The organism is Oleomonas cavernae (assembly GCF_003590945.1).
Taxonomy (GTDB): Bacteria; Pseudomonadota; Alphaproteobacteria; order Zavarziniales; family Zavarziniaceae; genus Zavarzinia; species Zavarzinia cavernae.
Window position 1 is genome coordinate 2,045,557 of record NZ_QYUK01000011.1, and the last position, 14,105, is coordinate 2,059,661.

Annotated in this window: 12 protein-coding genes; all 12 read left to right on the forward strand. The window is 68.6% G+C overall.

The genetic code is table 11. The annotated features are described in order from the left end of the window. Positions 1–68: 68 nt before the first annotated feature. From D3874_RS13605 to D3874_RS13660, 12 genes are read left to right on the forward strand one after another with little or no spacing between them, the layout of a single operon-like run. The gene (locus D3874_RS13605) at positions 69–467 is read left to right on the forward strand and encodes a hypothetical protein (RefSeq protein ID WP_119778565.1); all 399 of its coding nucleotides are present in this window, start codon (positions 69–71) and stop codon (positions 465–467) included. Further along, the gene (gene bcsQ / locus D3874_RS13610) at positions 458–1,249 is read left to right on the forward strand and encodes a cellulose biosynthesis protein BcsQ (RefSeq protein WP_119778566.1); all 792 of its coding nucleotides are present in this window, start codon (positions 458–460) and stop codon (positions 1,247–1,249) included. The genes D3874_RS13605 and bcsQ overlap by 10 nt, the downstream gene beginning before the upstream one ends. After that, positions 1,249–1,794, forward strand: coding sequence for a hypothetical protein (locus tag D3874_RS13615; RefSeq protein ID WP_119778567.1), 546 nt, complete (start codon positions 1,249–1,251; stop codon positions 1,792–1,794). Before bcsQ ends, D3874_RS13615 begins: the two co-directional genes overlap by 1 nt. Continuing rightward, complete coding sequence (locus tag D3874_RS13620) at positions 1,791–5,681, forward strand: cellulose biosynthesis cyclic di-GMP-binding regulatory protein BcsB (RefSeq protein ID WP_119778568.1); 3,891 nt, start codon at positions 1,791–1,793, stop codon at positions 5,679–5,681. The genes D3874_RS13615 and D3874_RS13620 overlap by 4 nt, the downstream gene beginning before the upstream one ends. 2 nt (positions 5,682–5,683) lie before the next feature. Further along, the gene (locus D3874_RS29285) at positions 5,684–6,157 is read left to right on the forward strand and encodes a hypothetical protein (protein ID WP_199699055.1); all 474 of its coding nucleotides are present in this window, start codon (positions 5,684–5,686) and stop codon (positions 6,155–6,157) included. Next, on the forward strand, positions 6,154–8,508 hold the full coding sequence (locus tag D3874_RS13630) for a tetratricopeptide repeat protein (RefSeq protein ID WP_119778569.1): 2,355 nt from the start codon (positions 6,154–6,156) through the stop codon (positions 8,506–8,508). Before D3874_RS29285 ends, D3874_RS13630 begins: the two co-directional genes overlap by 4 nt. Continuing rightward, positions 8,442–9,785: a cellulose synthase subunit BcsC-related outer membrane protein gene (locus tag D3874_RS13635; RefSeq protein WP_119778570.1), complete on the forward strand. Its 1,344-nt coding sequence runs from the start codon at positions 8,442–8,444 to the stop codon at positions 9,783–9,785. Before D3874_RS13630 ends, D3874_RS13635 begins: the two co-directional genes overlap by 67 nt. An 11-nt stretch (positions 9,786–9,796) precedes the next feature. Then, entirely contained in the window at positions 9,797–10,288 is a 492-nt protein-coding gene (gene bcsD / locus D3874_RS13640; RefSeq protein ID WP_199699056.1) for a cellulose biosynthesis protein BcsD, read from the forward strand. A gap of 8 nt (positions 10,289–10,296) precedes the next feature. Beyond that, a complete protein-coding gene (locus tag D3874_RS13645) occupies positions 10,297–11,319 on the forward strand; it encodes a glycosyl hydrolase family 8 (RefSeq protein WP_199699057.1) in 1,023 nt (340 codons plus the stop codon). Between the two features lie 13 nt (positions 11,320–11,332). Continuing rightward, positions 11,333–12,022: an SGNH/GDSL hydrolase family protein gene (locus D3874_RS13650; RefSeq protein ID WP_119778571.1), complete on the forward strand. Its 690-nt coding sequence runs from the start codon at positions 11,333–11,335 to the stop codon at positions 12,020–12,022. Then, positions 12,016–12,687: an alginate O-acetyltransferase AlgF gene (locus D3874_RS13655; RefSeq protein ID WP_119778572.1), complete on the forward strand. Its 672-nt coding sequence runs from the start codon at positions 12,016–12,018 to the stop codon at positions 12,685–12,687. Before D3874_RS13650 ends, D3874_RS13655 begins: the two co-directional genes overlap by 7 nt. 17 nt (positions 12,688–12,704) lie before the next feature. Beyond that, positions 12,705–14,105 carry an MBOAT family O-acyltransferase gene (locus D3874_RS13660; RefSeq protein ID WP_119778573.1) on the forward strand — a complete coding sequence of 467 codons (1,401 nt, stop codon included), beginning with the start codon at positions 12,705–12,707 and terminating at the stop codon, positions 14,103–14,105.

The window sequence follows — 14,105 nt, forward strand, 5'->3', positions numbered from 1 at the left end:
CTGAATTGAGCTGAATCAAACTCCGCCGGAAATTTCTGAACCATTTTGAGGGGGAATCGAGGTGAGTCATGAAGAAGGTTGATGACGCGGCGATCCTGCTGGCGCGGGTGGGGGCGGGCGACGTCAAGTACCTGAACTTCGAGGCAGCCCCCATGCCGAACGAGGCCCGTGCCGGCTGGAAGCTGTTCGAGGCGATCGACGCCGCGCCCGACGACGGCGAACCGGCGCTGCCGGAAGAAATCGATTCGGATCTGGAAATCGTCACCACCGAAGAATTGCCGATGGCGCATACCGAGCACGCGGTCGTCCAGTTGGACAACGCGCCGCCGCTGGTTGGCGATCGCCTCCATGCCCGGCCGGAGCGTCTCCGCGCCATGTTCAAGCGCGCGCCCCCGTGGAAGAAGCCCCCGCCACCACCGGCACCGCCCTGGCACAACTGTTCAAGAGACTGGGCTAGATGCCGCTGATCGTCGTCTCATCGCCCAAGGGGGGTGTCGGCAAGACGACACTGGTCGCCAATCTGGGCGTCGCCCTGGCGCGCCAGGGGCGACAGGTGACGCTGATCGACTTCGACGTGCAGAATGCCTTGCAACTGCATTTCGGCCTGGCCCTCAAGAACCGGTCAGGTTATGTCGCCCGCGCCGTCGAGACGGCCGATTGGCGCCGCAACATCGTGGCCGTGGCGGACGGCATCCGGCTGCTGCCCTATGGCACTGCGGATGCCGCGCAGCGGCGCGCGCTGGAGAATGCCCTGGTCGCCGACGGCGCCGGCTTCCTGCGCAACCATCTGGGCGCCATCCTGGCGGAGCGCGACGGCATCATCCTGGCCGACACCGCGCCCGGGCCGACGCCGGCGCTCGAGGCCCTGGAAACACTGGCGGATCTGCGCATTGCCCTGCTGCTCAGCGATGCCACGTCGCTGGCGCTACTGCCGCGGGTGCTCGAGGCCGAACAACCGGCCCGCCGGGACCGCCGGCCGCCGCAATTGATTCTGAACCAGATCGACCTGCGGCGGCGGCTGAACCGGGATGTCGCCGCCTTCGTTCGTCAACGGGCCGCGGCCGCCCTCCTGGGGACAGTGCGCCAGGACGAGTCGCTGGCCGAGGCGGTCGCACAGCAGGAAAGCGTGTTCGCCTACGCCGCCCATGCCGGCGCGGCGCAGGACATCGCGACCATCGCGCAGCGGCTCGACCGGATGCTGTTCCCCGATCACGAAACCGTGCCCCGGGCAAACACGGGGCATAACTGATGGCGTCGCACCACGGCAGCGAAGACAGTGCGGGCGCGAAGCACAGGGGCCTGATGCGCGATCTGGCGCGGCAGGCCCTGCTGGCATTGCTGACGCTGGCCGGCCTTGCCCTGGGCGCCCTGATCGTCACGACCCCGCTGTCGCTCGAACACCAATTGCTGTTCGCCGCCGTCACCATGGTGCTGCTCATATCGTTCCGGCAGGTCCACGCGCGCTGGGCCACCATCTTCCTGTCGCTGCTCGCCCTCGCCATTTCCAGCCGCTACATCTACTGGCGCACGACCGAGACGCTGGGCTTCACCGGCGTTGTCGGGTGGATCTTCGGGATCAGCCTCTATCTGGCCGAGCTTTATGCCTGGCTGATGCTGTTCTTCGGCTTCCTGCACACGATCTGGCCGCTGGCACGCCCCATCCGCCCGCTCCACGAGCCGCCGGAGGCCTGGCCCACCGTCGATATCTTCGTCCCCACCTATAACGAAAGCCTGGCGATCGTCCGCGATACCGTCCTGGGCGCCCTGTCGATCGACTACCCGCGGACAAGATGAAGGTCTTCCTGCTGGACGACGGCCGCCGCGAGGAGTTCCGCGAATTCGCGGCGGAGGCCGGCGTGGGCTACATCATCCGGCCGGACAACCTGCACGCCAAGGCCGGCAACCTGAACAATGCCATGCAGGAAACCTCGGGCGAGCTGATCGCGATCTTCGATTGCGATCACGTGGCCACCCGGGCCTTCCTTCAGTTGACCGCGGGATGGTTTCTGGAAGATCCCCGCCTGGCCCTGATCCAGACGCCGCACCATTTCTATTCGCCGGATCCCTTCGAGCGCAACCTGAAGGCCGGCCACCACATGCCCAACGAGGGGGAGCTGTTCTACGGCCCGGTGCAGGAAGGCAACGACCTGTGGAACGCCGCCTTCTTCTGCGGCTCGTGCGCACTCTTGCGGCGCGGCGCGCTGGACGAAATCGGCGGCTTTGCCACCGAAACCGTCACCGAAGACGCCCACACCGCGCTGAAATTGCAGCGGCGCGGCTGGAACACCGCCTATCTCAACATCCGCCTCGCCGCCGGCCTGGCAACCGAGCGCCTGGCCATTCATATCGGCCAGCGGATGCGCTGGGCCCGCGGCATGACGCAGATCCTGCGCCGCGACAACCCGCTGTTCGGGCCGGGCCTGACCTGGGCCCAGCGGCTCTGCTATCTCAGCGCCATGCTGCATTTCCAGTTCGGCCTGCCACGCATCGTGTTCCTGACCGCGCCGCTGGTCTACCTGCTGCTGGGCGAGAGCCTGATCACCGCCAGCGCCGCCAGCCTGGTCGCCTATGCCATCCCGCATCTCTTCCATTCGGTGATGACCACGCGGCGCATCCAGGGCCGCCAGCGCCTGACCTTCTGGGGCGAGATCTACGAGACCGTGCTCGCCTTCCACCTGGCGGGCATCACGATCCGGACCTTCCTGGACCCGCGCGCCGGCAAGTTCAACGTCACCAACAAGGGCGGCCTGCTGCCCGACGATTATTTCGATGCCCGGATCCTGCGGCCGCACATGGTCGTCGCCACGCTCCTGGTCCTGGGCAGCGCCTTCGGCTTCGTCAAGCTGGCCTTCCCCGCGACCTTCGGAGTCGACTGGCTGTCCGTGGCGCTCAACGTCGTGTGGGCGGTCTTCAGCCTCGTCATCCTGCTTTGCGCGATCGCCGTCGGGCGCGAGGCCCGCCAGATCCGCCGGGCCTTCAGGGTCGACTCCCGACAACCCGCGACAATCTTTCTCGAGGATGGACACACGTTGGCTTGCGAGACCGAAAACCTGTCGATGGGCGGGGTGGCCGTCGTATTGCCGCAAGGCGTTTCCCTGGGCGAGGCGACGATTACCGATGTCGAGTTGCCCTGCGGCGAAGCGAGCGAGATCTTCCCCGTCGTGGTCGCCCGGCGCGGCAATGGCGGCAATATCGGCCTGCATTTCAGCGACATGCCGCTCTACCAGCGGCGCGAACTGGTCAAATCGGTGCTGGGCCGGTCCGATGCCTGGACCCCGTCCCAGGCGACGATGGTGCCGCCGCCGGTGTTCCATTCGCTGGTCCTGATCGCCCGCGTGCTCCTGAGCCTGTTCACGCGGCGAAAGAATTATCCCTCGTCGCCGACCGTGGCGGTTATCGCCGCCCTCTTCCTCGCGCTGGGCGGCCTCCTTCCCGGTGTCGTGCATGATGCCAGGGCGCAAACGGCGCCCGCCACGATCGAGCCGCCCCCCGCGGCGGCGGCGGCCCCGACCCCGCCGGCCCTGCTCGATCAGGCCCCCGCGGCCCAGGGCGCCACCCGTAAGCTGGTGCTGAGCCTGAAGGATCTGGGGGCGAGCGGCCCGCTGCGCCTGATCGGTGTCCATGGCGAGGCCTGGCTGCCGGTCAGCCTGCGCCGCGACGAGGTCGTGACCGCGGCGAAGATGACCCTGGCCCTGGGCTATTCGCCTGCGCTGATCCCCGAACTGAGCCACCTGTCGATTTTCATCAATGGCGAACTCACGGGTTCCATTCAACTGATCAAGGAGCGGTCGGGCGGGGTTACCGTCGAACTGCCGATCAATCCGGCGCTGTTCCTGCCCGAAAGCAAGCTGAACCTCCAGTTCATCGCGCACTACACCCGCGAATGCGAAGATCCCCTGCATTCGACCCTGTGGGGCGTGGTCAGCAATGTGAACTCGATGCTGGAACTGACGGTCCAGCGCCTGCCCCAGCAGGACGACCTGGCCAGCCTGCCGGCGCCGTTCTTCGACCTGGGCGATACCAGGCCGCTGTCGCTGCCGTTCGTCATGGCCGGCAAGCCCTCGGCCGAAACCTTGCGGGCAGCGGCGGCCGTGGCCGGCTATTTCGGCTCGCGCGCCGGCCAGCGCGGCTTCGGCTTCCCCGTCGTCCATGACCACATGCCCGAGGGCCACGCGGTGGTCCTGGCGACGCCGGGCGATGCCATTCCGGGCCTGACCCTGCCCGAGATCAAGGGCCCGACCCTGGCGGTAACGCCCAACCCGGCCGATCCCGATCACAAGCTGCTGATGGTCCTGGGCCGCAACGGCGACGAGTTGCAGGCCGCCGCCTATACGCTGGGGATCGGCAGCCAGGCGCTCAGCGGCCCGTCCGCCGCCGTCGGCATGCCCCAGTTGCTGCCGCGGGTACCCTACGACGCCACGCGCTGGATCCCGTCCGACCGCCCGGTGAAGCTGGGCGAATTCGTCGAGCCGCCGCTGTTGCAGGGCCTGGGGCTGTATTCCGGCGTGCTCGCGGCCAATTTCAGGTCGGCGCCCGACCTCTTCACCTGGGGCAAGGACGGCATCCCCTTGCAGCTTCGCTATCGCTATCCCGACGGGGAATGGCTGGACCGCGACCTCTCCCGCCTCGACGTGGCGGTCAACGGCAAATTCCTGAAGTCCTTCCCGACCACGCAGCCCAGCGACCTCGACCGGATTCGCGACGCCGTCGGCACCGATTTCATCGAGAACGAGGCGACGGTCAATATCCCGCCCTACGAGGTTTTCGGCCAGAACCAACTGCAGTTTCTGTTCGACCTGAAATCGAACAAGCGGGGCGAATGCCAAGGTTACCTGCCGAACGATGTGCGCACGTCGATCGATCCTGATTCGACCGTCGATTTCTCGGACATCCATCACTTTGCGCGGTTCCCCAATCTGGGCTTCTTTGCCGGGGCCGGCTATCCGTTCACCCGCCTGGCCGACCTCTCGGAAACCGTGGTCATCTTGAGGGAGCAGGCGACGGCGCCGGAAATCGAGACCTTCCTGGTGCTGATGGGCCGGGCCGCGGATGCGACCGGCAACATTGCGACCAAGCTGACCATCCTGCGCAACACCAAGGATGTCAGCCGCATGCTGGGCCGCGACGTCCTGATCATCGGCTCGACCGCCTTTGCCGGGTCGCTGGGCGGCCTGATGACCAATGCCCCGTTCCAGATCGAGGGCGACATGCTGCGGGTCAAGGCCACGGGCGCGCTCGACCGCCTCTTCACCTACTTCGACGGCGGCGAAGACAGCACCGGCGGCGGCCAGGCGGACAGGGTTCTGGTCGAGCCCAACAATTTCACCGGCATGCTCAGCTTCCGCTCGCCCTACGCCGCCGACCGCGTCGTCGTCGCCGTCCTGGCAGCCAGCCCCGCCGCCCTCCCGGCCGTGGCCTACGGCCTTCGCGACACCGAGCAGAACGCCCGCATCGGCGGCGATCTCGCCATCCTGGGCAGCGACGGCTACACGAGCTACAGCGCGGGCGAGACCTTCTGGCGCGGCGACCTGCCCTTCTTCACCCATGTCCGGTGGTTCCTGAGCGATCGCCCGCTGCTGATGATCGCCGTCATCCTGGTGGCGATGCTGTTGCTGACCGTCCCGGTCTATGCGGCGCTGCGGTCGCTGGCCCGCCGGCGCCTGCGCCACCCGAGGGGCTAGACATGGCAAAGCGTGACCGGGGGATCGTTCAGGCCAATCTCGTCGCCGGGCTGATGCTGCTGGCTGCCGCCGACACGGCCGGCGCCCAGCCGGCGGCCGGCAGCGAGATCCCGATGTTCCTGTCGGACACGGCGCCGGCCGCCCCTGCCCCTGTCGCACCTGCCGCATCGCCTGCCCCGGCCGCGGCAGCGGTGCCGGCGCCTGCAAAACCTGCCGCCAATGCGCAGACGGTCGAGCAATTGCTGGAACAAGTGACCTTCTGGCGCCAGCGCGGGCGCAACGAGATGGCCCAGAAGGCGGTCGACCAGGCGCTGTCGGTCGACCCCGCCAATCTCGACGCGCTGTTCCAGGCCGGGCTGATCGCCGCCGAGGGGGGCAGGTCGAACAGGCAAACCGGCATCTGGCCAGGCTGGCAGCCCTGGCCCCGGCGGACCCGCGCACCGAACGGCTGCGCCTGGCCATCAACCGGGGCGTGATCTCGCCCGGCCTGATCGCCCAGGCACGCAGCCTTGCCGCGGTCGGCAAGGCGGAACAGGCGGGCCAAGTCTACCAGCAGGCCTTCGGCAACCTGCCGCCGCCGCTGGAGTTCGCCTACGAATACTATATGACCGTCGCCGGCACCGAACGCGGCTGGCAGATCGCCCGGGACGGCCTGGCCAGCATGGCCCGCCGGGCACCCAACGACGCCGGCATCCAGATCGCCTATGGCCAGGTCCTGACCTACCGCGAGGTCACCCGCCGCGAGGGCATCGCCCTGTTGGCGCGCTATGCCGGGCGGGACGAGACGGCGCTGAAGTTCTGGCGCTCGGGCCTGCTGTGGCTCGAGGCGCAGGCAGGCGAAGCCGGCCTCTACGAGGACTATCTCAAGGCCTATCCCGACGATGCGGAAGTGGCAGCAGCCTACCGGAAGCTGACGGCCCCGGTCACGGCCGATACGACCGAGCATGCCTTCATGCTGGGCCTGGCCGCCATTAATGCCGGCAAGCTTGGGGAAGCCGAAGATTACCTCGACACCGCGCTGCGGCTCGACCCCGGCAATGCCAATGCCCTGGCCAGCCTGGCCAGCCTGCGGCTGCGCCAGGGCCGGCCGGGCGATGCCCTGGCCTTGCTGAAGCAGGCGATCGCCGCGGCACCCGACCGCCGGGCAGAATTTGCGCAAGCCTACGACTCGGCCGCCTTCCTGGTGACCTATCAGTCGGCGGTCGCGGCGATGAAGGCGGGCCACCCCGCCCGCGCCGAACAATTGCTGCGGCCGATCGCCTACGGCGGCAACAAGGATCGCCGGAATGCCCTGGCCCTGCTGGGCGATGCCCTGGCGAAGCAGGGCAAGGACGCCGAGGCCGAGAAGGTCTATCGCCAGGTCCTGCAAGGCAACCCCGGCAGTCGCCAGGCCTTGCTGGGCCTCTACGGCGTGCTGATCCGGCAGAACAAGGTGGCCGAGGCCAATGCCCTGGCCGCGCGCATCCCGGCCCAGGACCGCGCCCGCTTCGAAGGCGGTGTCGACGCAGCGGAGGCCGGACGCTATCGCAGCGAGGCCGAACGGCTGGCGCTGGCCGGCCAGCCCGACGCCGCCTCGGCGGTCTACCAGAAGGCCCTGGCGACGGATGCCGGCAACCCCTGGGTCAGGCTGTCCTATGCCCGCTTTCTGCTGCGCCAGGGCGACAGCGCCCAGGCCCAGGGCTTGATGGCGCCGCTGACCGCGCCTGCTGCGCCCGGCGCCGATGCGCTTTATGCCGCCGCCCTGTTCGCGGTCGACCAGAATCGCTTCCAGGAGGCGATCGCCCAGGTCAATCGGATTCCCGGCCCGCAGCGGACGCCGGCGATTACAGCCTTTGCGCGCGAGATCACCGTGCGCCACACGATCGCCCAGGCGCGCGCCGCCTTCGACGGCGGCAACCGCACCCAGGCGATCGCCGCCATGCGCTCGCTTGCCGCGCGCGGCGACCTGTCCCCGGCAACGCGGGGCGAGCTGGCTTCGGCCCTGTACGACATGGGCGATACCGAGGCGGCGCTGGCCCTCGCCCGCACCGAATTGGCCAAGGGGATCCCGGCGGGCGGCCAGGTGTCGGACTATGCGGCCCTGGCCGCGGTGCTCGCCCGCAGCGGCAACGACGCCGAGGCCGGCGCCCTGCTGATCCAGCTTCAGCCCCTGGTCAAGAGTCCCAGCGACCAGCGCGGGCTTCAGGACCTGCGCAACAGCATGACCGTGCAACGGGCCGGCCAACTGCGCCTGGAAGGCAAGCTGGCGCCCGCCTACGACCTGCTGGCCCAGGCCCTGCGCAGCGACCCCAACGACCCCGTCCTGCTGGCGGAACTGGCCAATCTGTATGCCGCCGGCAAGATGTACCCGGAAGCGACATCGCTCTACGACGGCCTGATGGCGCGCATGCCCAACAATCAGACCATGGTGCTGCAGGCGACCAATGTCGCCATCGCCAGCGGCGACTACGGCCGCGCCCACGAATTGCTGGATCCGCTGCTCGACGGCGGCCAGCCGACCGCGCAGACCTATTTCGTCGCCGGCCAACTGGCCCGGGCGGAAGGCGATACCGGCGGGGCGATCGAGGCGCTGGAACACGCCCGCAGCCTGCGAGCGCAAGAGCTGGGCATCGCCGAAACCGATATGGTTGCGCCGCCGGCAGGATCCCCGCCCCCCCGTCGGCACCCGGGCTGGCCCCCAACCCCTTCCGCAGCCGGCTGGACCCGGGCCAGGCAGCCCCCGTTGCCGCGGCACCGGCGCCGACCGCGCAGGCAGATGCAATGGTCTACCTGCCGGCCGCCAACACGGGTGCCACGCCCGGCGCCAGTTCGGGCCAGACCACCGTGAACCAGTTCGGCACCGCGCCGGCCCCGGTCTACAGCCCGGGCATCACCCCGGTGCAGGCCCTGACCCCGGCCGGGGCCCCGGCGCGCCCCACCCGCCAGGTGGCTTTCGGCGCGCCCGGCGCCCCGCCCGTCAGCGACCCGCTGGCCCGCGACATCGGCACCGCCCTGGGCGAATTGCAGCGCGAGGTGGCCCCCGTCGCCTATGCCGATCTCGGCTTCCGCTACCGGGATGGCGAGGTCGGCCTGGGGCGCCTGTTCGAGCTGGACAACACCACCTCCTTCACCTTCTCGCCGGCCAATACCGGCCGCCTGACCGTGCAGGCCAACCCCGTCCACGTCGCCGCGGGCAAGCCCGATCTGGGCGGCGCGAAACGGTTCGGCACCAACCCGCTGCTGGCCCCGGCAAGGCCGCTTCGCCCCGCCGACCAGACCGATACCGGCCTCGGCCTTTCCGCCAGCTATGCGATCGCCGACGTCAAGGTGGATGTCGGCACCACGCCGCTGGGCTTCCAGCTCGAGTCCCTGCAAGGCGGCATTCAGTGGCAGCCGGCCCTGACCGATGCCCTGCGCCTGCGCCTGACGGCGGATCGCCGTGCGGTAACGGACAGTGTTCTATCCTATGCCGGCACCCGCGATCCGCTGTCGGGCAAGGAATGGGGCGGCGTCATGCGCACCGGCGGCGAGATCGGCCTGTCCTACGACGTGGCGGAAGGCGGCGCCTATGGTTCGGTCGGCTACCACGTCTATGACGGCACCAATGTCGCCGACAACGCGGCCTGGAGCGCCGATTTCGGCGCCTATCTGCGCCCCTACCGGACCGAAACCTCGCGGCTGCAGGTCGGCGTGGCGCTGAGCTACCTCAACTTCGACAAGAACCTGAGCCAGTTCACCCTGGGCCACGGCGGCTACTTCAGCCCGCAGAACTATTTCGCCATCGCCATTCCCGTCGACTATCGCGCGACGGTGAAAAAGTGGACCTACAACATCGGCGGGGCGGTGGGCTACCAGAACTTCCGGCAGGAGGCGGCACCCTATTTCCCCAATGATCCGGACCTGCAGGCCAGCCTGCAAGCCAACGCGGCCGCCAATCCCGGCAACGACATCCCGACGGCCTATGCGGAATCGTCAGAGAGCGGCTTTGGCGTCAGCGCCCAGGGCGGCTTCGAATATGCCCTGACGCCGGCGACCACGGTCGGCGGCTCGCTCAGCTTCAGTAATTTTGGCGATTACAGCGAGTCGAGCGGGAAAGTCTTCTTGCGCTACCAATTTGTCGATTAGGGATGTTGCAGATGTCGAAACATGCCATGGACCACCTGCTCGCCGAGGCACCGGGACGGTCGCTCGCCTATCACGCCGGCCGGCATGCCAGCCTCCAGTGGCGCGCCTTCGTCGCGGCACTGGCGCGCACGCTCTATGACAATGCCGAGGACGGCGACGCGGATGCCTTCCTGCGCGAGGTCGGCACCAACATGGCACGCGCGCTGCCGCTGCCGCAGGTTGCCACGCTCGAGGAACTGGAAGCGGCGATGAACGCCAAATGGGCCGATCTCGATTGGGGCTGGGTGCGCCTGCGCGAAGGCACCGGCGATGTCGGCATCGTGCATGGCGCAACGCCCACCGGCTTTGCCGAGGACACCGGCGGCACCTGGGGCCGGGCATCGGTGCCGCTGCTCGAAGGCCTCTATACCGAATGGTTCGCGGCGCAGCAGGGGCCTTCGCACCTCGCCGTCTCGCTGGTCGGCGAACGGGCCGAACCCTTGCACCTGCGCTACGGCCGCTAGGACCGCCCTTGCGCCTCCTGCTCGCCATCGCTGCCGTCATGACCCTGTGGCTGGGCCCGCGGGCCATGGCGCTCGACGCCACCACCTGGGGCGAGGCCAAGGCGCGGCTGGTCCAGGCCGACGGGCGGGTGGTCGATGCCGACAACGGCGGGATCAGCCATTCCGAAGGCCAGGGCTATGCCATGGTGGCCGCCGTGGCCATGGACGACCGGGCGACCTTCGATTTGCTGTGGTCCTGGACCGCGCAGCACCTGGCGCGTGCCGACCGCCGCCTGTTCTCGTGGAAATACGATCCCGCGGCCAATCCGCCCGTCGCCGATCCGAACAATGCCACCGATGGCGACATCATGATCGCCTGGGCCCTGTCGCGGGCCGCCGGGCAATGGAGTGTCCCCGCCTATGCCGCCGCCTCGGCGGAAATCCGCGCAAGCATCCACGACAACCTGGTCCGCCGGGTGGCGGGGCGCACGGTGCTGCTGCCCGGGCTGGACGGCTTCAGCGACGACAACGGTGTCACGCTCAATCTCTCCTACCTGATTTTCCCGGCGCTCAAGGATTTCGCCAAGGCCGATCCCGCCGGCGGCTGGGATGTCCTGATCAGCGACGGTCTCGCCCTGCTGCTCGATGCCCGGTTCGGCCGCTTCGGCCTCAATCCCGACTGGCTGCGCCTGGGCGTGGACGGATCGCTGGCCGCCACCGCGACACCGCCGCCCCGCTTCGGCTTCGATGCGGTGCGCATCCCGCTCTACCTGGTCTGGGGTGGCGAAGGCCGGGCCGAGATGCTGGCCCCCTTCACGCAATTCTGGTCGGGCCTCAATGCCCAGGGCAAGCCGCTGCCGGGCTGGGTCGACCTGCGCAACGGGCAGGTGGCCGATTACCCCGGCCCGCGCGGCTACGTCATGGTGCAACTGCTGGCGCTTGGCACGCCGGCGATCGCAACGACCGACCTGCCGGCGACCGATAGCTATTATTCGACAATGCTTTCCCTGCTGGCCGCGCTCGCCGCCGCCGAGCAGGGCCGATACCGTTGAAGGACACCGCAACATGAGCGCCCTCCTGGCCGGACTGGTGGTTCTCGTCATCGGCGACAGCCACATGGTTCACAAGAACTACCTGATCGACGAGTTGCACCAGGCGCTGACCGCCCAGGGGGCGACCGTCTATTCCTTCGGCGCCTGCGGCACCACCCCGACGGATTTCCTGGTCCCCCACACGACCGACTGCGGCCGCGCCTCGCGCCTTGCCGGCGCGCCGCAGAAGCTCGAGGAAGGCCCGGCGGTGCCGGTCTGGAATGCCCATGAACTGATCGCCAAGTATAAACCCGGCCGCATCATCATCGTCATGGGCGACACCATGGGCGCCTACAAGCAGGCGGATTTCCCCAAGGCCTGGATCTGGGACCAGGTGAGTTCACTGACCGGCGAAATCAAGTCGGCCAGTGTCTCATGCGACTGGGTCGGCCCGCCCTGGGGCACCGAGGGCGGCAGCTTCGGCAAGACCTATGACAAGGTCAAGCAATTGTCCGACTATCTGTCGCAGGTGGTCGCCCCCTGCCGCTATATCGATTCGACCGGCTTTGCCAGGCCGGGCGAGTGGAAGACCATCGACGGCCAGCACCTGAATGCCATCGGTTACAAGGCCTGGGCGGCGGGCATCACCAAGGCCGTGACCGCGGCCCCTGCGGCACCGCCGCCAGGGGCGGCCACGCCGGCGACGGGGGCCGAACCATGGTGAAGCTGCGACACCTGGCCACCGGCGCGTGCCTGGGCCTCTTCGCCCTCGGCGGGCTGGCCGCGGCCGAGGAACAGACCAAGCTCTACGACACCGGCCCGGACGTGATCTCGGGCTATGTCCGGTTCGTCAACGCCGCCCGGGCGGATGTCGCCATCACCGCCGGCGGCAGCGGCGCCCTGGCGCTGGGGACCGGCATGATCGGCCGCTTCCAGGCCGTCCCGGCCCGGCAGGAACTGACGGCAACGCTGGCCGTGGCGGGCAAGACGGCCGAGGTCTCGGTAACGCTTCTGCCCGATGAGTTCGTCACCATCGCCGTGCTGGACGATGCCGCCAGCCTGGTGCTGCGCGACCAGCCGCAGGACTTCAATGCCCTGAAGGCCGATATCGCCTTCCTCAACGCGGATCCGGGCTGCGCCGGCGGCGTCATGCGCGCCGGGGCCAAGAAGACCGTGGTGTTCAGCGCGGTGGCCCCGGGGCAACTGGCGCGGCGATCAGTCAACCCGGTAGCGGCGCTCATCGAGGCCGGCTGTGGCGAGGCCGCCGCTGGCGGCGTGCTGGACCTGGGTCTGCTGGAAGCCGGCAAGCGTTACAGCGTGGTCGTGGTCCCCGACGGGGCAGGCGGGCATGTCCTGATCGGTGGCCAGGACGAGCGCGCCCGGTACTGACGGCAAGGGACGCCATCATGGTCTTTGCGTCCGTCGAATTCCTGACGCTGTTTCTGCCCCTGTTCTTCATCGCCTATCTGGCGACGCCGGGCCGAGGCCGCAACCTCGTCCTGCTGCTGGCGAGCTGGGTCTTCTACGGCTGGTGGAAGCCGGTCTTCCTGCTGCTGCTGTGGGGCGTGACCCTGGTCGGCTTTGCCTTCGGCCGGGCGATCGAAGCCGCACCCACCGACCAGGGCAAGCAGCGCCTGCTAGCCTGGGGTGCTGCCGTCAACCTTGCCCTGCTTGCCTGGTTCAAATACGCCAACTTGGCGATCGGCACGGCCAACGACGGCCTTTCCCTGCTCGACGCCGGACACATCGCCTGGGATCCGGTCATCCTGCCGATCGGCCTGTCGTTCTACATCCTGCACGCCATCTCCTATCTCTACGACATCCGGCGCGGCGTGGTGAAGGCCGAGCCCAGCCTGGTCGCCTTCGGCGTCTACATCGCCATGTTCAGCCAGTTGGTCGCCGGCCCGGTGATCCGCTATCGCTGGGTCGACAAGGAACTGGCGTCGCGCCGCCTCGATTTCAGCGGGTTCTCGACGGGCGCGCGGCGTTTCATGATCGGCTTTGCGATGAAGGTGCTGATCGCGGATTCGCTGGCGCCGCTGGTCGATGCCGCCTTCACCCTGAGCCGCCCGAGCCTGGCCGATGCCTGGGTCGGCACCGGGGCCTATGCGCTGCAGCTCTATTTCGACTTCGCCGGTTACAGCGCCATGGCCATCGGCCTGGGCCTGATGCTGGGCTTTCATTTCCCCGAGAATTTCAACCATCCCTATCTCGCCACCAGCATCCAGGACTTCTGGCGCCGCTGGCACATCAGCCTGTCGGGCTGGCTGCGCGACTATCTCTACATCGCCCTGGGCGGCAATCGGGCGGGCAAGGCGCGGACCTATCTCAACCTGATCCTGACCATGGCCATCGGCGGCCTGTGGCACGGCGCCGCCTGGACCTTCGTCGCCTGGGGCCTGCTGCACGGCCTGGCCCTGGTCGTGGAACGCCTGGCGGCCAATCGCGGCGTCCGCCTGCCGAACCTGCTTTCCTACCCGCTGACCATGGCGGTGGTGCTGGTCGCCTGGACCCTGTTCCGGGCCAGCGACTGGTCGGCGGCGCAGACCATGCTGATGGGCCAGTTCGGCCTGCACGGGATCGGCCTCAGCGCCCAACTGTCGCTGGCGCTTCACCCGGTCGTCGTGCTGTGGCTGTGCCTGGGCCTGGCGACGGTCTGGTGGCCTGCCCTGGCGGCGCGCCTGCCAGGCGGCGGCCTGGCCCTGCCGCGCTGGTGGCAGGCGCTGTGGCCGGTTGCCAGCTTCATCTACGCGCTGGCCGTGCTCGAAGGGCACGAGACGGTGCCCTTCCTCTACTTCCAGTTCTAG